Source organism: Fluviicola sp., assembly GCF_029266855.1.
Lineage (GTDB): Bacteria > Bacteroidota > Bacteroidia > Flavobacteriales_D > Crocinitomicaceae > Fluviicola.
This window is the reverse complement of record NZ_JAQSWB010000002.1, coordinates 586516-609525: the sequence shown is the minus strand read 5'-3', so window position 1 is coordinate 609525 and position 23010 is coordinate 586516. Positions and strand designations below refer to the sequence as shown.

Sequence of the window (23010 nt, the reverse complement as noted above, 5' to 3'; positions counted from 1 at the left end):
CTCAAAAGTCGAATAATTTAACATCCTCCTGTGCACGCTTGAAATCATCGTGTCTTCCGATGTCCAGCCAGTATCCGTGATGCGGAAATGAACGCACTGTCTTTCCGTTTTCGATCAGTTTACTCATAAAATCAGTTGCCGAAAACACCTCACCTTTCGGAATAAATTCCAGCATTTCTTTCTTGAACAAATAGATTCCTCCATTCGAATAATAGGTATAGGTTGGTTTTTCCTTAAAATCAGAAATGTTCCCGTTCGATACTTCCATAACGGCATACGGAACTTCTACTTTGTACGGAATAGTCACAATACTCAAATCGGCATCCGACTCCATAAAATCCACGTAGAAATCTTCATAATCCACATTTGTCAACAAATCTGAATTGCTTAGGAGGATCGTATCTTTTTGGAAAGAATCGATCAAAGTGATCGACCCAATCGTTCCAAGCGGCCGGGTTTCTCTAACCAGGCTGATTTCCATGTCTGTTTCTTTATTCCGGACAAATTCCTGCAGTTGGTCTCCCAGGTAGTTGACTGATAACCACAACTTATTGATCCCGTAGCGTTCCAAACGGTCTATAGTGTATTCCACAATCGGTTTTTCACCGATCATAAGCAAAGGCTTGGGTATTGTTTCAGTTAACGGACGTAAACGCTGACCTTTACCCCCGGCCATAATCACCGCTTCGATCGGCAGGTAAGAATGTTTCAGACGAAAATTAAGGATCCCGATAATCTCATCGGAATCGTCATGCAGGATCGGGATGATTCGAAAACCTTTTTCCCGGAGTTCAATCAGCTTTTTCACCGCGTTCTCTGACTTCCGTACAAATTTCGGATGCGCCTGCAGAACATCCCGGACCGGGGCATTCAAAGCGCAGCCCTGGATCAACCCTCTGCGAATATCGCCGTCCGTAATTGAACCTACCAGCTCATTTTTCTCGTTATGTGCAAACAAGATACCATCCTGGGCCAAATCATTGATTTTGACAAGCGCTTCATTGATCGAAGCATTTTCAGATAACAAATGTTTTTTCAGGCTCATTATTGGTAATTTTTCAATCGTTCTATAATCAGTTCTACCCCGTTTTCTACAGAGAAAGGATTGTCCCCATCAAATGTAAGATTTTCATTCTGAAGAACCGCATCCACAATTTCCTGCTCATTGAAGCGCACATGCTTTACATTCTGTGGTGCGATACGGCCTTTCTGCCGGTCACCGATGTTCAACACCATCTTCCCGAAGCTTGCCGCTTCATAAATACCTGATGAGGAATTCCCAACAAGCAGCGCAGCATGTTTCATTGCAGTGAAATAGGATTTCGTTCCGAAATTCTCGATCAAATGCACTTTTTCCGGAGCTTCTTTTTTCAATCTTTGAAAGCAAGTTCTGTAGATTTCACCGTTCGTGTCTGCGTTTGGCATCGTAATAACGAGGTCAAATCCGGAAAGGCACTGTCTCAATGCGGATTCTGTAATTCCCGCATATACTTCATTCAGTTGGAAATTCACGGTTTCGGGATGTACCGTAACCAAAATAAATTTCCGATGCAAGGAAATTCCCCATTTCGAAAAGAATTCCTCCGGACTTTCCGGATCCAGCTCCTTTAAATTCAAGAGACTCAATGAACCGATTACACTACTTGTACCTGATTTACCTATCAGTTCCGTTACGCGAAGCTGGTATTCGGGAATACTCACAAAATGTAGTTTGGAAGCCAATGTGAGCTGATGGCGGTAAATATTATCAATAGCTCCTAATGTAGTGTCACCGGCATACAGGTGTGCAATTTTGTATTGAAAAGGAATACTAGCCTGTACCGCTGCTGACATTTCAAACCGGTCTCCCAAACAGATAATCCAGTCATACGCTGTATTTTTTGCCCAAAAGGATGCAAAACTCTCAGCTGTTTTTGCGTAAGACATTGCTATTCCTGATGGAGAATCGTCATTCACCAGTGTATTTAATTCATGTGATACCTGGAATCCATCTTTTCTGATGACATCAATAGTGTGTCCATGAAAAGAAGAGGTGTGTGTGCCGAATGCGATGATCGACAGCCGGATTTCCGGATCTTCCTGCAACTTTCGCAGTAAGGGTAAATAGATCCCATAATCAGCACGTGAACTAGTAAGTACAGCTATATTCATTCCAAATCATCTTCATTAAGTAATTCACCTCCAGTGAGATCTCTCTTAACTTTGCGGCCTATGATCTTGTTGATTTTCATAGGTGAAATTCCTGTTCCGGGTCGGAGTATCAGCAAATCCCCTTCCTTCAAAACATGTCCTTTTGGTACCGATGCAGCTATGTGAATACTTTTACGTGCAATTTGAATATTTTTCATTTCCGAAGGTGACGGTTCCTTGTGTCCACTACCCGAAATTGCTTCTTCCACATTCCTGATACTCCGAACCATTTGTTTCAGTTCATCAGGTTCAAGAGATGCCGCATGGTCAGGTCCCTCCATCCTCCGGTCGAGTGTAAAATGCTTTTCAATAACTTTCGCACCCAATGCAACCGCAGCAATCGGAACTTCGATTCCCAGTGTATGATCGGAGTAACCAATATCAACACCAATCACGGATTGAATTTCCAACATTGCTTTCAAGTTTACATCCTTCATCGGAGTTGGATATTCCGTATTACAGTGTAAAATTGTAATGGCTGATTTGGATAACCCTGCGTCCAAAAACACTTCAACAGCTTCCTTAATTTCATCTAATGAAGCCATTCCGGTTGAAAGAATCACGTGATCAAAAAGGATTGCAGCCAGTTTTAAATAAGGCAAATTGGTAATTTCTCCCGACGGTATTTTAACATAGTCAAAGCCCAAATCCGAAAGGTACTGAAGTGATTCAAGATCGAAAGCTGTGGAGAAAAAACGAATATTCCGGGTTTTGCAATATGCTATCAATTCCAGGTGCTGTTCGTGGCTAAGCTCCAGTTTTTTAAGCATTTGATATTGAGATTCGTCCTTCGTCCCCGTGTTACGAATCTGGTATTCGGATTTCCTAGCTTCTTTTGATACGAGTTTATCTGCTTTGAATGTTTGGAATTTAATCCAATCCACCTTTGCTTCAACTGCGGCATCAATTAACTGAAAGGCGATTTTCATATCACCATTGTGATTCACCCCCGCTTCAGCTATAATTAATACTTTTGACATCATCTGATTATTTTAGCTGGATTTCCTACGAGCGTACAATTATCAGGCACATCTTTCAGAACAACGGATCCAGCTCCAATGATCACATTCGAACCTATTTTCACTCCTTGTTTCACCACTGCATTTGCCCCGATAAAGGTTGAATCTCCGATACGTACATTTCCCAAAATCATTGCCCCTGGTGCAATATGACAAAAATTTCCAACCAGGCATTCATGTTCTATCACTGCTGCAGAGTTGATAATCACACCTTCCCCAACCCTGGAAAAAGGATTGATTACTGCTTTTGGTCCGACCATCGTTGACAAACCGACAATGGCGTTTTTTGACACAACGGCATCCGGATGAATCAATACCAATTCATTCCGGTTCTCACTTCGAATAAAGCGAATTAGTTTTTCACGTAAACCATTGTCTCCAACAGCTGGAAAGAAGGATGCTCCGGGAAGGCAGTCAGAAAGTTTTGCTGTATCTTCCACTCCCAGGTACTCAACTTCGGGAGGCATTAATTCCGATCGCCTCAAATCAAAATATCCTTTGATATACATGTGATTTAAGACAATGATTTCTCTTACCACAAGTGCATGTCCGGATCCACCGACTAGGTAAACTGCTTTTTCCATCAAATGACGCTGCTTGGTATATTTACTATCCGGTCTTCAAGAAATTGGGCATTTACCTGGCTATCCCTCTGACAATCTTTAAACATCGGTAAATGATGCATCAAACGCCAGATCGGACGTGTCATCACCTTTTGGGCATTTGTATTTTCCAAAATCTCATCCCGTTCTTTTCTGTCCTGTGCTTCGATACACATCAACCAAAAATTGGCTTTCGTATTTTCCGTTTCCCATCTGAATTTCAATCCATGCGATTCGCATTCCTCCCTATAAGAACCGGCCAAAGTGCGTTTCCGTTGGATAAAATCATCCAACTGTTCCATCTGAGCACATAACAATGCCGCATTAATGTTTGGCATCCGGTAATTAAAACCTATTTCGTCGTGAATGAACTCGTATGCATGCGGTACTTTGGCTACTGTTGTCAGGTGTTTTGCTTTAATCATCCATTCTTCCTTCGGGGAAACCAGAGCGCCCCCTCCTCCTGAAGTAATAATCTTATTCCCGTTAAAGGAGAAAACTCCGAAGTCACCAAAACTACCCAATGGTTTTCCATATGAGCTACTTCCGATCGCTTCTGCTGCATCTTCTATGAGCGGAATTTTCCACTTAGTACAAATTGCTTGTAATTCTTGTATCCTTGCAGCAAAACCGAAGGTATGCATTACTACACAGGCACCTATTTTTTTATGTGTTTTTTTATTGTACGTTCCGTCTTCTCTCAGATCGCCGAATTCCGTTAAAAAAGCTTGCAATGCTATAGGAGAAAGTCCCATGGTATCCAAATCCACATCAATAAATAACGGTTTTGCTCCCAGGTAAGAGATTGCGTTGGTCGTTGCTATAAAAGTCAAAGACTGCGAAATTACCTCCTGCTTTTCATCTACTCCAAGTAATTTCAGTGCACAATGCAAAGCAGCGGTTCCATTGACTACCGCAACACTTTTCGGCACCCCTATCAATTCGGATAAGTTTTTTTCAAACAGGTCTACAAATGCACCGACACTGGAAACAAAAGTCGTATCAATACATTCATTCAGGTATTTTTTCTCATTTCCTCTAAAGGTCGGCGCGTGCAATGGAATAAATTCAGAACTCTTGAATCGATCACGAACCATATCAATAATTATTCTGGAACTTGCTACTCCCATATTTCACATTTTAGCGTCTAAATATTTTCCTTTGTCTTCATAATCCAGGTCGGGCAATAATGAATGGAACAAGTCGATCAATTCTTCTTTTGACCAGCTCGATCTGTCGATCATCGATGAGATCGACTGCTGAAAACCCGTAAGCAGATTTTTATCTACGGAAAGGTTTTGTTTCACTATTCCCAGATCAATGTATGTATCCAACGTAATATTTTCGTCTTGTGTATAGAATTCTTCAAATGCTTTTTCCCCTGTGGTGTCCGATGAACTGTAAAAACAAGGCCATTTCTTTTCCTTTTTCAGTTCCATGACGGAAGTGCGAGCCTCTTCTTCCGAATGACAGTAAACCGGTTGGTAACCTTTCTCCAATAAGAATTTATCTGCAATCTCCGTGAAGGAAACCAAGTGCTCATTCTCGTCCAGTTTCGGAAAATAGATTTCACCGTTTTCTCCAAAAAGACAAGACATCAGGCAGAGAATTCCCGACTCACGTGGAGTTACGAAATAACGTTTCACGTCGTTTGGCGCAACGATCGGATGATTCTGTTTCAGCCGTTCCTCGAAACTGTGTAACAGGGAACCATCTGAGAAAGCTACATTGGCAAACCGGGCTGAAGAAATCGAAATTTGTTTCCCCAGATCTACGAGGTACATTTCCATAATCCGTTTTGAAGCCCCCATAAGATTTACGGGATTGGCAGCCTTATCAGTAGAAACACAAAAATATTTTTTTGCTCCGTTGGCGATCGACTGCTCTACGGTCTTAATGGTATTCAGTACGTTCACCTCGAGCATGCGCATGAGCGTGTACGGATCTTTTTCGCTTCTTACATGCTTCAGCGCCGACAAATTCAACACATAATCGTATTCGCCATCAGATTTAATGAATGCATCATAGATTTTACTTCCTGCATCCAAAGCAAAAGTCCTGAAATCACCGTCGATGTAACCATATGTGCTTCGTAAATCACGCACCAACTCAACAAGATTGTTCTCGCTGATGTCTACAACATGCAGTTTTAATGGATTGCGCTTGAAAATTTCCTTAACTACGGCCTTACCGATAGAACCTGCCCCGCCAATCACTAAAAAATGGCTTGAACTAACCAGACGATCTATTTCCAATTGGTTGTTTTCAATATCTATCGAAAACAATTCTCTTTTTCGTCCTATTAATTCAAGGATGTCCATATTTTAAGATAAATCATTGTTTAACGACGTTTTTTTCTTTTCGTCTGTTTCTGAAATCAGTATATAAAGCAATTCCCAATAGTACAAAAAGAATGATACTACCTACACGGGCAATCATGTTAGTCGTATAATATTTTGGTAAATCGTAAACGAATTCGATTTTATGGTGCCCGTCTTTCAGTTCCAGTGCGCGTAGTAAATAATTCACTTTCAGGATAGGAACTTCCTTGTTATCTACAAAGGCTTTCCAACCGATCGGGTAGTAAATTTCAGAGAATACTGCCAATTGATTTCCTTTTACCTCTGCGGTATAAGTTAACTTGTTTGGAACAGACTTTTCCAATTTAACGTAACCATCGGCAGAGAATTTTTTCGCACTCAGGTTTTTCGCAAATGAATTCAGCATTACAGCTTCATTTTTAGGATCAAATGAACTTTCAACATTCATATAAACCAACGGCGTAAAAGATTTTGCAGTATCCGCTTCCAATGTCATTAAAGGCACCAGGTTCGTAGTTCCGCGAACATCTATTACGAACATTGCATCTTGTCCTTTTGACAAACCATTTGCCAATTGAACAGGAATAGTATCCTTGCCCTGCAACAGGTATTTCAAGTCTTCTCCACCAAAAATACCGGCTTTCTTTGTTGGCATACCATTTACCAGAAGTATACCCGGACCTCTGTTCTCCAACCTGAATTTATTTCCAAGCGCACGGATCTCATCATTCGGCGAAGAAAATTCTTTAACAGATTTCACCAGCCAAGCATTTCCTAATGCTGTTCTGTTATAAATCGCCGTATCCAATCCTTGTTGGTCCGATTGTAAGAAGTACTTCACATTCAACATATCCAAAACGCGATTGTTCGATTTTGAAATGTGGAAATCGATCAGATTACTGATGTTGCGAAGTTTCGCCCCGTGGTATCCTCCAAGAGATTTGTGGAAGTAGGAAGCGCGGCTACTGTTGAAAGCCCCTGCAAAATCAAGCACACGATAATTGGTTGCCATCGTTAAAGCATGGAAACGGTAAGAATTGATTACGTTTGATCTTGCAATACCATCATACCCCAATTCATCTGCCTTAGCTCTACCAAGGCTTTCTCCTTTTTTTACAACCGCAGCTAATCCAGGATTTTCGGCAAGTTCGGCAGCCATCACTTCTTCGTCGCCCTTTGTTGTTGAAATAGGATAAGCTGATACTGATTTTTCTTCCCAGTATTTTAGATCACCTGTCGGCGTCTCGATTCCACCAAGATAATTGTATGCCACCGGAACCATGTCGGCCAGCGTTAAGACTACTAATCCTCCTATCAGAATTGAAGTTGCTGATTTTTCTGATTTTGAATAAAGGAACACGAGGAATAATCCCGCAGCGAGAATCGAAAACAAAATGGAACGATTCATACTTGAACTGAAGATTACTTTTCTGGCTTCTTTTAACGCAGAATATTGCTCTATTCTTGAATCCACCTGCATTTGAGCGAATTGCTGAACTTGTTGTGGATTGCTCAAGTCCAACTGGTATTGCTGTGCTGCCATTTGCGGATCAAGCTGCATGATTTGCTTTGACATTTCTTCTACTGTCAGTCCTGCATATTGATTTGCTTCCGCCGGGTTCGTATAGTTGTCACCCAAACCTACTACACGCAGAACGATCAGGAATAAAACGAACCCTCCCAGAACTGCTAAGAACTTTCGTTTTTGAGCGATAATTGCTTCACGTTGTTTCACCAATTCATTCAGGAACAAAACTCCCATAATCGGAATAGTCAACTCGACTATTACCAAAATAATTGTTACCGCTCTGAACTTGTTATATGCCGGAACGTGATCAATAAAGAAGTTCGTCAATCCCATGAAGTTTTTACCCCACGATAGAAAAATAGCCAATACGGTGATTGCAAATAATGGCCATTTGATTTTGTCTTTCAGGAAGAATAAGCCTAAGAATGCTAAAAGACAAACAATGATACCAAGATAAACCGGGCCGGAAGTAATCGGCTGCGTCCCCCAATATGAATTTCCTTCAAAAATTGTTTTTTTCTGATCTTCAGTAAAATCGCCGTTTTCAATTTTCTCTGCAAATGGAGATAATCCTATTGGTTCAGATGCACTACCTTTTACATAAGGAGAGATAAGAGTAAATGTTTCATCAACTCCATAAGACCATTGCGTTATGTAATCCCGGTCTAATCCGGAAGATTGTATTTTTGACGGGAGTCCATCAGGGGTAATGCTGATGTCATTTGCTCCACGAATACTTACTTTGGCGTAATCATTTGACAGAATGATATTACTACTGTTGATCGCAAAAGCTATTATAAAAACGCCGATTATACCTGCTGCCGTAATTACAAACTTCTTAATTTCTTTATTTTTGACAGCTTCAACAAACAGGTAAATCCCAACAAAAAGCAATACAAACAGGAAGTAGTATGTTACCTGGACGTGATTCATTTCCAATTCAAAAGTCATAAAAATCCCCGCCAGGATAATTCCCCATTTTCTATTTGTCCGAAACGCATAGATAAATGCTCCCAAAATGGCAGGTAAAAATGCTGCTGCTCCTGATTTTGCAACGTGTCCTGCCTGAATCACGATCAACTCGTAACTTGCAAAACTAAATGCAATTGCGCCTAAAAGACCAATGAGAGGTTTTATCTTCAATAGTCTGGCAAATACCAGGAAACAAAGGAAATGAAGGAAAATTAATCCAAGCGGCCCTTGAAAAATAGAGAAAAAGCCATTTAAAATGGTTTTAAACCAGTTTCCCGGATTCAACATGGAAATTTGCTCCGTAGGCATTCCACCAAAGGCGGAACTTGTCCATTTTGGTTCTTCCCCGGTGGCTTCGCGAAACAAATTAGTTTCGTTACCCATTCCCAAACCTTCTTTAATATCGTGTTGTTTCACAGCATAGCCATCAAATTGAGGTTTGAAAAATACCGCCAAAACAATCAATATTGCCCCGATCATTGCCAGGTAAATCCAGTTTCTTTGAAAGAATCCCTTTAAATCCATAAGTATAAATTATTGCACCCAAAAATAAGAACTTTAATCTTCCAAAGCTTGTTTTACTACAAATTATCGTTATTTCTGATTTCAACCCTTTATGAACGAAACTGAATTTGGAATGTATAGCTAATTGTTCTAATATCGAATCATGAAAATCATTTCCTTACTCTTATTAGTATTGATCGGAATAGCGTTCCCGATAAAAGCTTTCGAACAACGAAAATCCATTCCCGGTTTTTATATATATAACACGGCTAAAAACACGGCTATCAAAAACGGAGAAGCAAAAATCACACTTCATTTCAGCAGCATAAATTTCAGCGAAATCCCAAAAGGTTATGAAACTATCATTTATTATTCGATCAATGAAGTGGCGGACACCTTTATTCTTGCTCCGGGCTACACACGTACGATCCAGATCAAGGCAGGAAAAACCATTTTCAAATTCTGGCCGGGGCCTGGTTATGACGAGGTAATTAGTGATACGATCCTGATTGAGAATCAGACGACAAATGATGCACAAATCAGTTTTATTTCTGAAAACCTGATGATCGAAGTTGACAAACCGGTTATTTACCTGCAGACTCCCGTTAAACTCGATTTTTCTTTACGGGTAAATCCCACGAATGATTTCACTTTTACATACCCGCCTTACACTGACCAGTGGAAAGGAACACTTTATCCAAACGGAGAAATCGAGATAAACAAACAAATTTACCCTTACCTTTTTTGGGATTCGAAGCAAGATTTCAAGTTAAAAGACCAATCCAATGGTTACCGCATATCTAAGCAGGAAGTGATTCCGTTCCTGGAAAAACAACTTTCAAGAGCAGGTTTGACTCCTACTGAAAAAACCGATTTCATTACTTACTGGGGACCTCGTTTAACTGAATACGAAACCGTTTTTATTCAATTTTTCCTGCAGGAAGATTGTAATCAATTTGCAACGATCCAGTGCGATCCAAAGCCCGAAACGATCAACCGGCTTTATATTGGCTTCTCCGAATGGAACGAAACCCTGACACCTTTTCTTCATCCAATTGACCTTCCTGCTTTTAAACGCGAGGGATTCAATTTATTGGAATGGGGAGGATTTGAACTAAAAAACACCGCATTATGATTCAAAAATTGATTTTATTAATTTCTCTGTCCCTTCCTTTATACGGATTTTCCGGTTTGAAAGAATCTTATCCATCCGTTTGGGTAATCAAAGACAGCCTTTCCAAATCTATTCATCAGGACAGTGTAAGACTGGTTTTTAATGTGACGGATCACTACAATCAGTTAATGCTGAACCAGCATGCTGCGGTTATCCAGGTAAAGATCGATGGAAAAATGAAAAAGTATACCGTTACCGATAAGAAGCGAAGCTTTAACTTCCTCTTGCCAAAAGGAAAACACTCCTTATCATTCTTCCTGAACGCAAATTTTGAAGAACTTCATTTCGAAAAAGAATTGACCGGTGGACATTACTATGAAATCGGGTTAAACTTTAAAGAATCCTATAATAACTCCGGCAGACAGATCATGTTAGAAAAACCGGTTATTTACCTGTATAGTGAAACAGAAGAAGCATTCACTTTAAAGATCAGAACAGATGCTGAACTGCAATTCACTTATCCGGCCTATCAGGATGAATGGAAAGGAACCGCAAGTAAGAGCGGCATCATTCAAATGAATGGCACAAATTATCCCTACTTGTTTTGGGATGCACAGCTGTCTGCAGAACGTTTAAAATTGAACTGGGAAGATGCCGACCAACTAATTGGAGAACAAACAACTGCATACCTTTCAGCAAATTTGGATCACTTAGGATTTAATGCAAAGGAAAAGGCAGATTTCATTACCTATTGGGGGCCCCGCATGCAAAAAATGAATTATGTTGAGGTATTGTGGATTCAAAATGAAGCCATTCAGGATATCGCTTCCCTTGACATTTCGAATGGATTCACTCAAAACCGGGTTTATATCATTTTTAAAGAAATCAACGATCTTAAGGACGAGACACTTCCCTTGAAATTAACCAAGCTAAAACCTGTTAACCGAACCAATAACTACCTGGTAGAATGGGGAGGAATTGAAATTCAATCAAATTTATAAATTATGCGCACACTACTCTTTTTTTTATTAGTCAGCAGCAATCTGTTTGCCAATAGACCTGAATGGATCCCTGATTATTTTGTTCATTATGAAAAGGATAATCATCTAAGCCGCATGGGCAGCAGGATCAAAATTATCTGTGAATTCGATTCGGATTATAATCCGATAAGAAAATTGAAATTCGGCATCAACGGAAGTGATGAAACGATTAAACTCAACGACAAAAATGAATGCGTCATCATCCGAAAACCACAAAAGAGTGTTTTTCAGTTTTTCTACGACCAAAATTTCCAGGAGATAGAGACCGACAGCATCGAAATAAAAGAAGGCCAAATCACGATCATTTCACTTCATTTTAAAGATCAAAATGAAATGAGACCAGTCAAGAAACCAGTTATATACCTTTATCCCGAAAAAGACACCGAGCTTTCCGTGCAATTAAAACCAAAAGGCAATCTGACCTTCTCTTATCCGGAATATTCCGGGGGCTGGAGAGGCACTGCGCATCCTGACGGTTCTATTGATATCTCCGGAACACGTTATCCGTATCTATTCTGGGAATCGGAACAAAACTTTAACACGTTTGACCCAAAACTGGGTGGTTTTATTCTTACCAGATCAACTATTGTTACCTCATTGGAAAACTATTTATCCGAGTTGGGTTTCAACGATAAGGAAAAAGCGGATTTCATCACTTTCTGGGGCCCGCAGCTTCAACAACACGAAGAAGTAATGATCCAATTTATACTGAACGATGCCTGTAACGAGTTCGCAAGTTTGAATATTGAACCGAAACCCCTGCATCTAAACCGGGTTTACATGATTTGGTCGAATACAGATAATCTAAAGCCGCAAATACAAAAGCCGCAAGTTTTACAGAAACTCAACCGAGACGGATTTGATGTTCTTGAGTGGGGAGGAATTGAATTATTGGGATCAGCTATGGCGAATTGATCAGAATAGCCCCAACGCAATTTCTTGTCGATTATCAATTATGCTTTCACACTTATCAATTCTACATTTTCCATTAAATTATTTTGGTTAGTTTTAAAGAAAAAAATAAAGGATGAAAAAATTATTACTATTACTTACGGTTTCAAGTGCGGTTCTTGTTACTTCCTGTAACATGGCAAATGATGCTGATTACGATGCAATGGCAACAGACATGTGCGATTGTGTAAACAAATCTTCTGACGGAATTTCCGACAACATGAAAGATGCTATCATCAAGTCTGAAAAAGACGGAACAGATATGCAAGCTGCTATGACAGAGGTTATGATGAAAGATTTAAAAACCGGAATGGCAGATGCGCAGGCAATGATCGATCTTGGAAAAGATATGGAGACTTGCTCGAAAGATTTGGAGAAAAAATACGATAAGGTATACACTTCAGAATCAGAAGAAGAAGTAATCGAGAAGATCTTAACTACCCTGAAAGCAAAGAAAGGGTGTGAATTCACTTATGCCCTGATGAAAATGGGAGCTAAGGAAATGAAAAAATAATTTGAATTTAAATTTGAATAAAAAGTAGGGCCGCGAAGTATCGCGGCCCTACTTTTTATATTGCGTTCCTGCTATTTCTTTTTCGGATTTGCGAACATTTTCACATCATCTCCCGTAATTTTATTGCCACACAGAATCACCAAACGTTCCACAATATTTCTTAGTTCCCTGATATTTCCTGTCCAATCGGTTTGCTGTAATTCAAGCAGTGCATCCTCTGTAAACTCTTTCTTCGGAATCCCGTGTTCATTGCAAACCAAGGCGATAAAGTGTTCTGCAAGCATCGGGATATCGTCACGGCGTTCATTTAATGAAGGAACGTGAATTAAAATCACTGCCAAACGGTGATATAAATCTTCTCTGAAGCGCCCTTCAGCAATTTCCAGGCTTAGATCTTTATTGGTTGCAGCTACAACACGAGCATCAATTTTAATATCCCGCTCGCTGCCTACGCGCTGAATAACATTCTCCTGTAAAGCTCTTAGTACTTTTGCCTGGGCCGAAGCACTCATATCCCCGATCTCATCCAGGAAAAGCGTTCCACCCGAAGCCAGTTCGAATTTTCCCTTTTTATCCTTTACAGCAGAGGTAAATGCGCCTTTCTCATGCCCAAATAATTCACTTTCTATCAATTCGCTTGGAATAGCCGCACAATTTACTTCCACAAATGGCATTTTTCTCCGGTTGGAAAGATCGTGAAGCGAACGTGCCACCAATTCTTTCCCCGAACCGTTTGCCCCCGTAATGAGAACACGCGCATCAGAAGGGGCCACTTTCTCAATCATTTCCTTGATCTTGAAGATTCCTTCCGTTTCACCAATGATAGATGATCCTTTGAACTTGCGGACAGTGGTTTTCAGCTGTTTTGTTTCTTCAACCAAAACCACACGGTCCTTTGCATTTCTGATTGTAACCAGAATACGGTTTAAGTCCAATGGTTTTTCAATAAAGTCGAAAGCTCCTTTTTTAATTGCATCCACAGCCGTTTCAATGTTCCCGTGTCCTGAGATCATAATAACCGGTGTCTCGATCTTTTGAGCAATTAATGCGTCCAAAACTTCCATGCCATCCATTTGAGGCATTTTTATATCGCAAAAAATAATATCGTATAAGGTGTTTTTGGCTTTTTCAAGTCCCTCTACTCCATTCTCAGCTTCGTCTACCTGGAAATCTTCAAATTCCAGAATTTCACGCAATGCCCTGCGAATAGCACGCTCATCATCAATGATTAAAATCTTTGCCATGTGTTTTTATTGGTGAACGAAAATAGCTATTAAATTACGAATTACGAATGCCTAATTACGAATTAATAGCGTATGTTTCGGCTGGATCTAAAATTAGGTTACTCAACTTACAAAGCATCGATCATAAATTTTGTTTCCCTTTAAATCATCAGGAATTCGTAATTCTCAGAAGAATCTTCTTAGGACTCCTTCTTTCAGGGAGCAGGGCGAGATTACGATTTCTTTTATTTCGAATTTTTCGACGATCCATTTGGTCTTTAATGCAGCGATCGGGGCCATTTTTCTCCTGATCGGAATAATAAACGGATGGTTTTCTCTTTGTTCAAAGGTTGATTCAATGATCCAATTCAAAGTAGCCATCAGTTCCTCTCTTGAAAGCCGGATATTTTCCAGTTTATTAGGGAATTCTTCCTCGTGAACCATTTCATAAAAAGTCTCAAAACTTCCGGAAGCTCCGACAAGTACGTCGCAGGCAGAAAAATGTTTGAGCTCTCCTGCATTTTCTTCAAACCAGGAGATCAGTTCCTTTTGATTTTCTTTAGACAGGGGATCTTCCAATTGAAATAATTGAATTGCTCTTGAAACTCCAATATTTGCGCTCAGAAACTCCAATTCCCTACCGGATTCAATGCGGATAAACTCTGTACTTCCACCACCGATATCCATAATAAGTGAGGTCTTTTCGAAATGGTAAGACCAGCTCACACCCTGATAAATCAGTTCCGCTTCCTCCAATCCATCCACGATCTCAATTTCAATACCGAAACGCTTTTTTATTTCACTGAGGAATTCTTCGTTATTATCAGCATCTCTGACAGCTGAAGTACCAATCCCGGTAATCGTTGCAACGTTTAAGCCATTACAAATCCCTTTGAATTTTTCAAAAGCACGAAATGCCCGCTCCATTGCCTCTCCAGAAATCCGTCCTTCATTGATCCCCCCCATTCCCAGAGCGACACCTTCTTTCGAATTATGTACAATATCAAACCCGGTGGAATGTACATCCGCAACGAGAAGATTAAAGGTATTTGTCCCCAGATCAATAACGGCTACACGCATTTTACTTGCTTTTCAACCAAAGAATAATATTTTTAAATCGCAGGGTATGACCAAACTGAAGCAGACCATTTTTGAATAATCGTGCTGCTATTGCAATCACACCAACTGAGCTTATCAGTAATAAAAATAGTGAAACAAACAATTGATATGCATCTCCATCCGTAAATCCGATGGATAATTTTACCATTGCAACAACAGGTGCTGTAAACGGGAAATACAGTAAGAATGTAGTCCACGGACTATCAGGGTTTTCCAGGGCGAAATAACCGGCGTACAATGCAAAACAAAGTATCAGGATAAGGGGAACGAGGAATTGTTGTCCGTCGGATTCAGAACCGGAAATTGCTCCCAATGCAGCAAAAAACGCACCGTAGAATAAATATCCGCAAGCAAAAAAGAGTGAGAAATAAAACAACATCACTCCAAACTGAACCCGGTCAAATACCAACTCCACGAACTGGTTATAGTCACTCACCTGCCCTTCGATCTGATTGGACGCATCATAAATATCCACGAAAATAGTTTCACGCATAAAGTATAAGCCCAGACCAATGATCAATACCCACAAAAACACCTGGATAAAAGCACTTATACCGATACCTAGAATCTTTCCAAGCATTAAGGAACGTGGTTTCACTGTTGCCAACAAAATTTCCACCACCCGATTCGTCTTTTCGCGGGACACCGAGCGTAATATCGTCATTCCGAACAGGAAGATAAAGACAAAGATCACTGCTCCGAAGAATAAACCAACCCATCCTGACAAATCACTCTTTACATCATTCGGGTCATAGACATTTCTGAAAGCAAAATTCAGGGGCTGTTTTATTTTCCTGAAGTCGGACACAGACAAATCCGTGAATTCCTTTGCAAGAACTTCCTCCAGGCGTCTTTCAACCTGGTAGCGAATATTGACCGACATATTGAACGACGGTTTTTCGCGGTAAAATAAGAAACAGGATTTATTGGAAAGAATCTTTTCGTTTACCTCCACCATTGCGTCATACGGAGTAAAGCGTTTGTCTTCAGCGAACTGTTCGATCTCAATATAATTCGTAGCAAACGAATACTCAATATTCGGATCTTCCCCCGACATGATCTTGTGTTCCATCACATTTGCAGGATCTACAATCAATACATGCCATTTTTGCTGTTCCTTTCCTCCGAACTGGAAGATCAGGTAGGTAAACGTAAGAACCACCAATGGGCCTAAGATGGCCATCAATAAAAATGAGCGGCTTCCCAGTCGTTCGCGCAATTCGCGCATTGCAATTATCCAACTATTTCTCATCGTTGCCTGCTGTTACAGTTGAAATAAACACTTCATTCATACTTGGTAAAACTTCCCAGGCTGCTTCGATCTTCACCTGGCCAATTAGGGTCTTCAATAAATCTTCAAACGAATTATCTCCTCGCATTTTCACCCGTGCAATAAAACGGTCATCGCCTAAAATTTCTTTATCTATGAGTTCAAATCCAATCCAAAGGGCGTTGACAAAGGCAATCATATTCCCCCTGAATTTCACCGCGTATTCCCCGGTTTTTTGCTTCTCCCGGATTTCGCTCACACGTCCTTCCAATACTTTTTTGGACTGATGAATTAACACCACCCGATCACAAATTTCCTCTACACTCTGCATATTATGCGTTGAAATCAAAATGGTTTTTCCTTTCAATTTCATTTCCTGCAGTTCGGCTTTTATCAATTCAATATTTACCGGGTCAAAACCTGAAAAAGGTTCATCCAAAATCAGCAGATCAGGTTCATGTAAAATCGCGTAAATGAACTGGATTTTCTGTGCCATTCCCTTGGAAAGTTCCTGAATCCGTTTCTTTCGCCAATCCAGACAATTGAATTTATTTAGCCAGTAATCCAGGGAAGTATTGATTTCACTTTTACTCATTCCGCGTAAAGCACCTAAAAAATGAGCATGAGCTTCCACCGTCATTTGCTTATACAAACCTCTTTCTTCCGGTAAATAACCAATATGGGCCAAATGCTTTTGCTGCAACAAATCTCCATTAAACCGGATCGTTCCGGAATCCTGTTCGATTATTTTATTAATAATCCGGATAAGTGTTGTTTTACCTGCCCCATTCGGACCAAGCAATCCAAAAACCTCTCCTTTCCGGAGGCTGAATGACACCTGATCTATTGCTGCCTTTCGTTGGTAGCGCTTTGTAAGCTCTTGAATTTCTAACATTTAATCAAAAAAATGATTCATTTACTTTGTAAAAGTACCTTATTCCAGTTTTTCCATCGGTAAACCAACCAAAAAACAAGAATCATTAACGGATAAAACAGGAACATGGTTACATACATATCCCAACCTAATCCCGGAGGAGACACGTCTTTAAACAAGGCATCAGTCCTGATCACCTGCCAATCATTTGTCACTATAACAATCCCAAAGAGGTTGTTTGCCAAATGAAAACCCCAGGAAAGTTCCAATCCATTATCCATAACCGTAATTAATGCCGCAAAAACTCCTGACAGAATGTAATACAAAATTGCAGGCGCTCCCAAGGTATCAACTTCAGGATTCATTAAATGCACCGAGGCAAAAAGAACTGCATTGATACCAATCAAATAAATCCCCTTTTGTGTGACCTTTCCAAACAACTGAAGGAGAAAGCCCCTGAAAAGAATTTCTTCAAACCCGGTTTGGATCGGTACAAGAATAATCGATATGAGCAGGAGATAAAAAAAGTGTTCATTCTGAAAATTCCAGCGAACCTGGTGATTAAGGTCAATAAAAGTGATGAAAAAAGAAACCATCATTAAGGTAGACCACAAACCGAAGGAAAAGAAAAAACGGGTAAAATCAAATCTTGGTCGGGCAGTTAAAAAACTTCTGAATGGTCTTTTAAAAATAAGCCTGGAGCAAAATGCGATTGTTAAGATTCCCAATGCAAAGGGGATCATATTTAAAGCGAAGAATTCATTTTTAGAGAACAGGTTCTGAGCATCTGAAAACGATCCCTGGATTTCGCCTGCAGGAAACTTCGTTGAAATAAGAAGACCAATCAAAGAAGCTCCTAAAAAATAAACACCGATAAGAATAGCAACAAGACCCAGTAAATAGTGTCTAAACCCAATATCAGGCTCTAACGGACTAGTAAATCTTCTCATCAGGTAAATCTAATGAAAAGAATTTTTATTCGGTGTTTTCGGGGGGATTGTCGGTAAATTCTTTTTGGGGGAGTTATTTTGATCTTGGAACTGAAAAAAAATGCACTAAAAATTGGAGTTCAATGGAAGTTGACAAAAAGGCAGAATTTCAGTAGCTGGTTGCAAATTCGCGATATTGCGAACAGCCCAGTCCCAGCAAGCTTTTCACACAGTTAATTATGGTCATTATTCAGCATGCAAATCAGATAGATTTCCGCAGATCTTTTTGTGCGATGGCTCAATTTTGTGAAATCTGTCTTTACAAGAAATAAAAAAAGCCGTCCAATTTCTTAGACGACTTTCATTGATTTCAATCTACTTATTGAAACATATCTTTCATTCGCTGGAAAAATCCTTTTTCATTTTGTCCGGGGCTTGGTTTAAAGTTTTCACTTTCCTTCAATTTCTCCAGGATTTCTTTTTCTTCCCTGCTTACTTTTTTCGGCGTCCAAACATTAATATGTACAAACAAATCTCCATGCCCGTAGCCCTGAAGAATCGGTAAACCTTTCCCTTTGAGACGCAGCATCTTACCGCTTTGAGTTCCCGGCTCAACCTTAATTTTAGCTTTTCCGTTCACAGTCGGCACCTCTATTGTCTCACCTAAAACCGCATCGACAAAATTTATAAATGCTTCATAATGCAAGTGTTCACCATCTCTTCGAAGGTCTTCATGTGCCTGTTCTTCGATCACAACGATCAGGTCTCCCGGGATTCCGTTGAATGGTCCGGCATTTCCTTTTCCGGAAACACTCAATTGCATCCCTTCTTCAACCCCAGCCGGGATTTCAATTTCGATCACCTCCTCTTGTCGCTTCAATCCATGATTATCTGCATCAGAAGGTTTTTGATCAATCATTTTACCGGCACCCTGACAGGTATTACACGTAGACTGTGTCTGCATTGCTCCTAAGAACGTTTGAGCTACACGCGTGATTCTACCTGTTCCGTTACAAGATGCACACGTTTTGTATGTTACGCCATCAGCATTTACCAGCTTGTTGACTTTAATCTTCTTCGTAACACCTTCTGCTATCTCCTCCAGTGTCAATTTCATTTTAACGCGAAGATTGGTTCCGCGCACTACACGCTGACCTCCTCCTCTTGAACCGCCAAAACTTCCGCCACCAAAAGCTCCACCGAAAATATCCCCGAATTGAGAGAAGATATCGTCCATGTTCATACCGCCACCGAATCCGCCATTTCCGCCTAATCCGGCATGACCGTATTGATCATAACGTGCCTTTTTATTTGCATCAGAAAGTACCTCGTATGCTTCAGCAGCTTCCTTAAATTTCCCTTCCGCTTCGGCATCCCCCGGGTTTTTATCGGGGTGATATTTCAAAGCCATTTTGCGGTAAGCTTTCTTTATTTCAGCTTCCGATGCACTTTTTGAAATGCCAAGAACTTCGTAATAATCTCTTTTATCCATGTTTTTTTGGTCTGAAATATTTACTGTCCTACAACTACTTTTGCAAAACGAATTACTTTATCATTCAGGTAATACCCTTTTTCAACGTCATCAATAATCTTTCCTTTCAAATCTTCTGACGGAGCCGGAACATTTGCAATTGCTTCGTGCAGCTCAGAATCAAAAGTCTGGTGTTTTGCCTCCATTTGTTTTAATCCTTTACCTTCCAGTAAATTTCTAAGCTTGTGGTGGATCAGTTTGAAACCATCCTTTACAGCAGAAATGTCTTCCGAATTTTCATTATTAGCGATCGCACGTTCAAAGTCATCCATGATAGATAACATATCTTTCAATACACCCGCACTGGCAGTTGAGATCAATTCGATCTTTTCTTTGTTCGTACGTTTACGGTAATTATCGAACTCCGAATACAAACGCAAATACTTGTCATTTAAAGCCGCAATCTGATCTTCAGCTGAAGGCGCATCTGCATTTACTGACGAATTGTCAGCGTTTTCAACCTGCTCGTTCACCGTTCCCTCCTGATTATCCTGATTTTGCGTATCAGAATCCTGGTTAAACTCCTCGTTTTGAACTACTTCTTCTGCCATTATTGTCAATTTTTTGACTCAGATAAGTCAACTACCTTGCCACAGCCAAAGAAAGCGACAAGCTGACAGAGAAACTGACACTTTTACCAATTGCCAATGCCGAATTACGAAACTAATAGGCAATGGCACAAGCTAGAGTCTCGCGCCAACGAAGGGAGAAGTTGATGTAGTTAAATACATCTTCACAATGTTAAATAAATATACAAACGTCGCTATATCTATGCTATATTTATGCTTCAATTATGGCTCATTCATGCTTGAAAGACGGAGTACCTACGCTACAACTACGTTATGTCCCTCGGCTTTTTCCGTCTTGACCAAAGCAGATCAAACAAATGATCGCTTCGGATCGAGTGAGACGGAGCCTTAGTCTTCGTCCGCTAGCGCTGTCCTTCGGATATTCTGTCTTGTGAGACAGAGCCTCAGTCTTCGTCCGCTAGCGCTGTCCTTCGGATATTCTGTCTTGTGAGACAGAGCCTCAGTCTTCGTCCGCCGCGGCGGACTCTTATCTATGCTTCAATTATGGCTCATTCATGCTTGAAAGACGGAGTACCTATGCTACTACGTTATGTCCCTCGGCTTTTCCGTCTTGACCAAAGCAGATCAAACAAATGATCGCTTCGGATCGAGTGAGACGGAGCCTTAGACTTCATCCGTCCCAAAGGATTTAGCTGCGGAGAGTTCAAAGTCTTTAGAAGAATCAAAAAAGCACTTCAAAATCACCATCGTAAGAAATAAGCTCTAAATTTGTACCCTATTTAAACTCGCATGCTTCGTCCTTTTCGTGATGCACTTAAGCTCCTTCTTTTCTGGATTGTCTGTTTTGACATACACCGGATTCTATTTTCAATCCATCATTTCGGGAAATTAAAAGAGGCCGGTATCGGAGAATGGTTACTGACCTTCGTGTATTCATTCCGCCTGGATTTAGCAAGTGCAGCAGTACTTTCGACCATTCCATTTTTGTTCCGTTTAATGAGTTATTACAGTAATTGGACCTGGTGGAAGCGCTTGTTTCGAATTTCACTGGTTCTTTTCATTGTCTTCCTGGTTTTAGTCCAGGCAGGTGAAATCGTTGCTTACGGAGAATGGAATCACAAGCTTACTTCCAGAGTATTCATGCATTTATCACATCCGGATGAAGTAGCACGGACCGCAAATTATTCCATGATCTTCTGGTATATTTTGTATGCGCTGATCCAGTTTGCGATATACGTCTTTCTTTCAAGAAAATTCTTCACAAAAAAACCAATTGTGAAAGCAGATATCAGGCATTGGTTCGAATGGATTGCACTTCCGGTTACTTATGCCATTGCCGGATTTTTCTTTTTCATGTTCTTAAGAGGCGGTTTTCAACCCGTCCCGTTAAATATTAATGCGGCGAGCTATTCCAACAAAGCAGTTGTAAATGATATTTCCATCAACTCACTCTATTTCTTCGGGAAAAGCTACCTGCTTTATAATCGTTCTGAAATTGATGCCTTTATTCCCAAGGTAGACAAAAAGGTAGCCCGTGAGAAAGTTAAAGAATGGTATAGTTATCCAAGAGAACATTCCAATTACTTTCTTGAGAACAACAGGCCAAATGTGGTGTTTATTGTTTTGGAAGGATGGTCAGCTGAAGCAATCGGCAGTTTGAGCCCGAATAAAGGGGCAACACCGAATTTCGACAAACTAACAGAAAAAGGAGTACTCTTCACCAATATTTATGCAACCGGAACAACTTCCGAAATAGGAAACTCCAGTATTTTCAGCGGTCATTATACCTTACCAGAAGTTTCCATATCCATGCAACCCGAAAAGCACCGAAAACTTCACTGTCTGAACGAAGACATGGAAGCCTGGGGATATCACAGTTCGTACATTTTCAGCGGAGATCTGAAATACGGAAACATCGGCGGTTACTTTATGGACCATGGATTCGATGTAGTAAAAGACGAAGCGGATTTCCCTTCCGACCTGCCAAGAGGAAAGCTAAATTTCTTTGACCGCGATCTTTACAAATTCCTTATCCGGGAAATCAACCAGAATAAGAAACCCTTCCTGCAATGTGCTTTTACAGGAAGTACACATGCTCCTTATGATCAACCAAAAGGAAAAGGAAAACACTTTACGGGTGAAGAAGCCGATTTCATGAATTCACTGGTTTATGCAGACGAATGTTTGGGAGAATTCATGAAAAACTGTAAGAAATACCCCTGGTACAAAAACACCTTATTTGTATTTGTTGCGGATCACGGGCATGCTGCACCGGGAATCGTTGATCCGGGAAGAGGGAAATTCTATCACGTTCCTCTTTTATTTTACGGAGAACCAATCAAAAAATCCTACCGCGGAAAACGCATGAGTACAGTCGGATCTCAAGCAGATATTGCAGCCACTCTGATCTACCAGATGAAAGGAAAACCGGCACGTTATCCGTACAGCAAGGACTTAATGAACCCAAAAGTTCCTCAATTTGCCTTCCATTCGATTATCCGCGGTTACGGCTGGGGAACCGACAAAGGGAATTTCACTTATTACATGGAACAGAAAATCATCGGCGACGATACTTACTCTAAAAGCGACTTCAAACGAGAACAATTGAATTGCTCTTACTTCTTAAATACACTTTACGAAGATTATAAAAAATTGTAAGTTCTTGATTTTTCCAGGATCGTAGAAAAAAGTACCGTATCTTTGCGCCGTCGCTGATCGCATGTCGCCAATAGCTTTAGCGATGGCACAAACTTTGGCGCAAACGTTGTACCCTCATTGA

General features: G+C 40.4%; 19 protein-coding genes. 5 read left to right on the top strand and 14 right to left on the bottom strand.

Annotation, left to right across the window (positions count from 1 at the left end):
- Position 1: 1 nt before the first annotated feature.
- From K0S23_RS08055 to K0S23_RS08025, 7 genes are read right to left on the bottom strand one after another with little or no spacing between them, the layout of a single operon-like run.
- The gene (locus K0S23_RS08055; RefSeq protein WP_300355971.1) at positions 2-1045 is read right to left on the bottom strand and encodes a nucleotidyltransferase family protein; all 1044 of its coding nucleotides are present in this window, start codon (positions 1043-1045) and stop codon (positions 2-4) included.
- Positions 1045-2151, bottom strand: a complete 1107-nt coding sequence (neuC, locus tag K0S23_RS08050; RefSeq protein ID WP_300355969.1) for a UDP-N-acetylglucosamine 2-epimerase — start codon at positions 2149-2151, stop codon at positions 1045-1047. Before neuC ends, K0S23_RS08055 begins: the two co-directional genes overlap by 1 nt.
- A complete protein-coding gene (neuB, locus tag K0S23_RS08045) occupies positions 2148-3170 on the bottom strand; it encodes an N-acetylneuraminate synthase (protein ID WP_300355967.1) in 1023 nt (340 codons plus the stop codon). The genes neuC and neuB overlap by 4 nt, the downstream gene beginning before the upstream one ends.
- Positions 3170-3793 carry an acetyltransferase gene (locus K0S23_RS08040; protein WP_300355965.1) on the bottom strand — a complete coding sequence of 208 codons (624 nt, stop codon included), beginning with the start codon at positions 3791-3793 and terminating at the stop codon, positions 3170-3172. Before K0S23_RS08040 ends, neuB begins: the two co-directional genes overlap by 1 nt.
- Complete coding sequence (locus K0S23_RS08035; protein WP_300355963.1) at positions 3793-4941, bottom strand: LegC family aminotransferase; 1149 nt, start codon at positions 4939-4941, stop codon at positions 3793-3795. Before K0S23_RS08035 ends, K0S23_RS08040 begins: the two co-directional genes overlap by 1 nt.
- A gap of 3 nt (positions 4942-4944) precedes the next feature.
- A complete protein-coding gene (locus K0S23_RS08030; protein WP_300355961.1) occupies positions 4945-6132 on the bottom strand; it encodes a UDP-N-acetylglucosamine 4,6-dehydratase in 1188 nt (395 codons plus the stop codon).
- Between the two features lie 13 nt (positions 6133-6145).
- Positions 6146-9157, bottom strand: a complete 3012-nt coding sequence (locus tag K0S23_RS08025) for a YfhO family protein (RefSeq protein WP_300355959.1) — start codon at positions 9155-9157, stop codon at positions 6146-6148.
- Positions 9158-9299: 142 nt separating this feature from the next.
- On the opposite strand from K0S23_RS08025, the gene K0S23_RS08020 reads away from it, so the two are divergent.
- The 4 genes from K0S23_RS08020 (at position 9300) to K0S23_RS08005 (ending at position 12755) form a co-directional block, all read left to right on the top strand.
- Positions 9300-10271, top strand: a complete 972-nt coding sequence (locus K0S23_RS08020) for a hypothetical protein (protein ID WP_300355957.1) — start codon at positions 9300-9302, stop codon at positions 10269-10271.
- Positions 10268-11251, top strand: a complete 984-nt coding sequence (locus tag K0S23_RS08015) for a hypothetical protein (protein WP_300355955.1) — start codon at positions 10268-10270, stop codon at positions 11249-11251. Before K0S23_RS08020 ends, K0S23_RS08015 begins: the two co-directional genes overlap by 4 nt.
- A 3-nt stretch (positions 11252-11254) precedes the next feature.
- Positions 11255-12205, top strand: coding sequence for a hypothetical protein (locus K0S23_RS08010; protein ID WP_300355953.1), 951 nt, complete (start codon positions 11255-11257; stop codon positions 12203-12205).
- A gap of 112 nt (positions 12206-12317) precedes the next feature.
- Positions 12318-12755, top strand: coding sequence for a hypothetical protein (locus K0S23_RS08005; RefSeq protein WP_300355951.1), 438 nt, complete (start codon positions 12318-12320; stop codon positions 12753-12755).
- Between the two features lie 71 nt (positions 12756-12826).
- Here K0S23_RS08005 and K0S23_RS08000 read toward each other — a convergent pair whose 3' ends face one another.
- The 7 genes from K0S23_RS08000 to K0S23_RS07970 all read right to left on the bottom strand — a co-directional run bounded on the left by K0S23_RS08000 (position 12827) and on the right by K0S23_RS07970 (position 20252).
- Complete coding sequence (locus tag K0S23_RS08000) at positions 12827-13999, bottom strand: sigma-54 dependent transcriptional regulator (RefSeq protein ID WP_300355949.1); 1173 nt, start codon at positions 13997-13999, stop codon at positions 12827-12829.
- A gap of 165 nt (positions 14000-14164) precedes the next feature.
- The gene (locus tag K0S23_RS07995; protein WP_300355947.1) at positions 14165-15058 is read right to left on the bottom strand and encodes a hypothetical protein; all 894 of its coding nucleotides are present in this window, start codon (positions 15056-15058) and stop codon (positions 14165-14167) included.
- Between the two features lies 1 nt (position 15059).
- Positions 15060-16349 carry an ABC transporter permease gene (locus K0S23_RS07990; protein WP_300355945.1) on the bottom strand — a complete coding sequence of 430 codons (1290 nt, stop codon included), beginning with the start codon at positions 16347-16349 and terminating at the stop codon, positions 15060-15062.
- Positions 16339-17262 (bottom strand): ATP-binding cassette domain-containing protein, encoded by a 924-nt coding sequence (locus tag K0S23_RS07985; protein WP_300355943.1) that lies wholly within the window; start codon positions 17260-17262, stop codon positions 16339-16341. Before K0S23_RS07985 ends, K0S23_RS07990 begins: the two co-directional genes overlap by 11 nt.
- Positions 17263-17279: 17 nt before the next feature.
- Entirely contained in the window at positions 17280-18191 is a 912-nt protein-coding gene (locus tag K0S23_RS07980; RefSeq protein ID WP_300355941.1) for a CPBP family intramembrane glutamic endopeptidase, read from the bottom strand.
- Positions 18192-18549: 358 nt separating this feature from the next.
- A complete protein-coding gene (dnaJ, locus tag K0S23_RS07975) occupies positions 18550-19662 on the bottom strand; it encodes a molecular chaperone DnaJ (protein ID WP_300355939.1) in 1113 nt (370 codons plus the stop codon).
- Positions 19663-19682: 20 nt separating this feature from the next.
- Entirely contained in the window at positions 19683-20252 is a 570-nt protein-coding gene (locus K0S23_RS07970; protein WP_300355937.1) for a nucleotide exchange factor GrpE, read from the bottom strand.
- Between the two features lie 768 nt (positions 20253-21020).
- Between K0S23_RS07970 and K0S23_RS07965 the strand changes: the two genes are divergently transcribed.
- On the top strand, positions 21021-22889 hold the full coding sequence (locus K0S23_RS07965; RefSeq protein ID WP_300355935.1) for an LTA synthase family protein: 1869 nt from the start codon (positions 21021-21023) through the stop codon (positions 22887-22889).
- Positions 22890-23010: the final 121 nt, after the last annotated feature.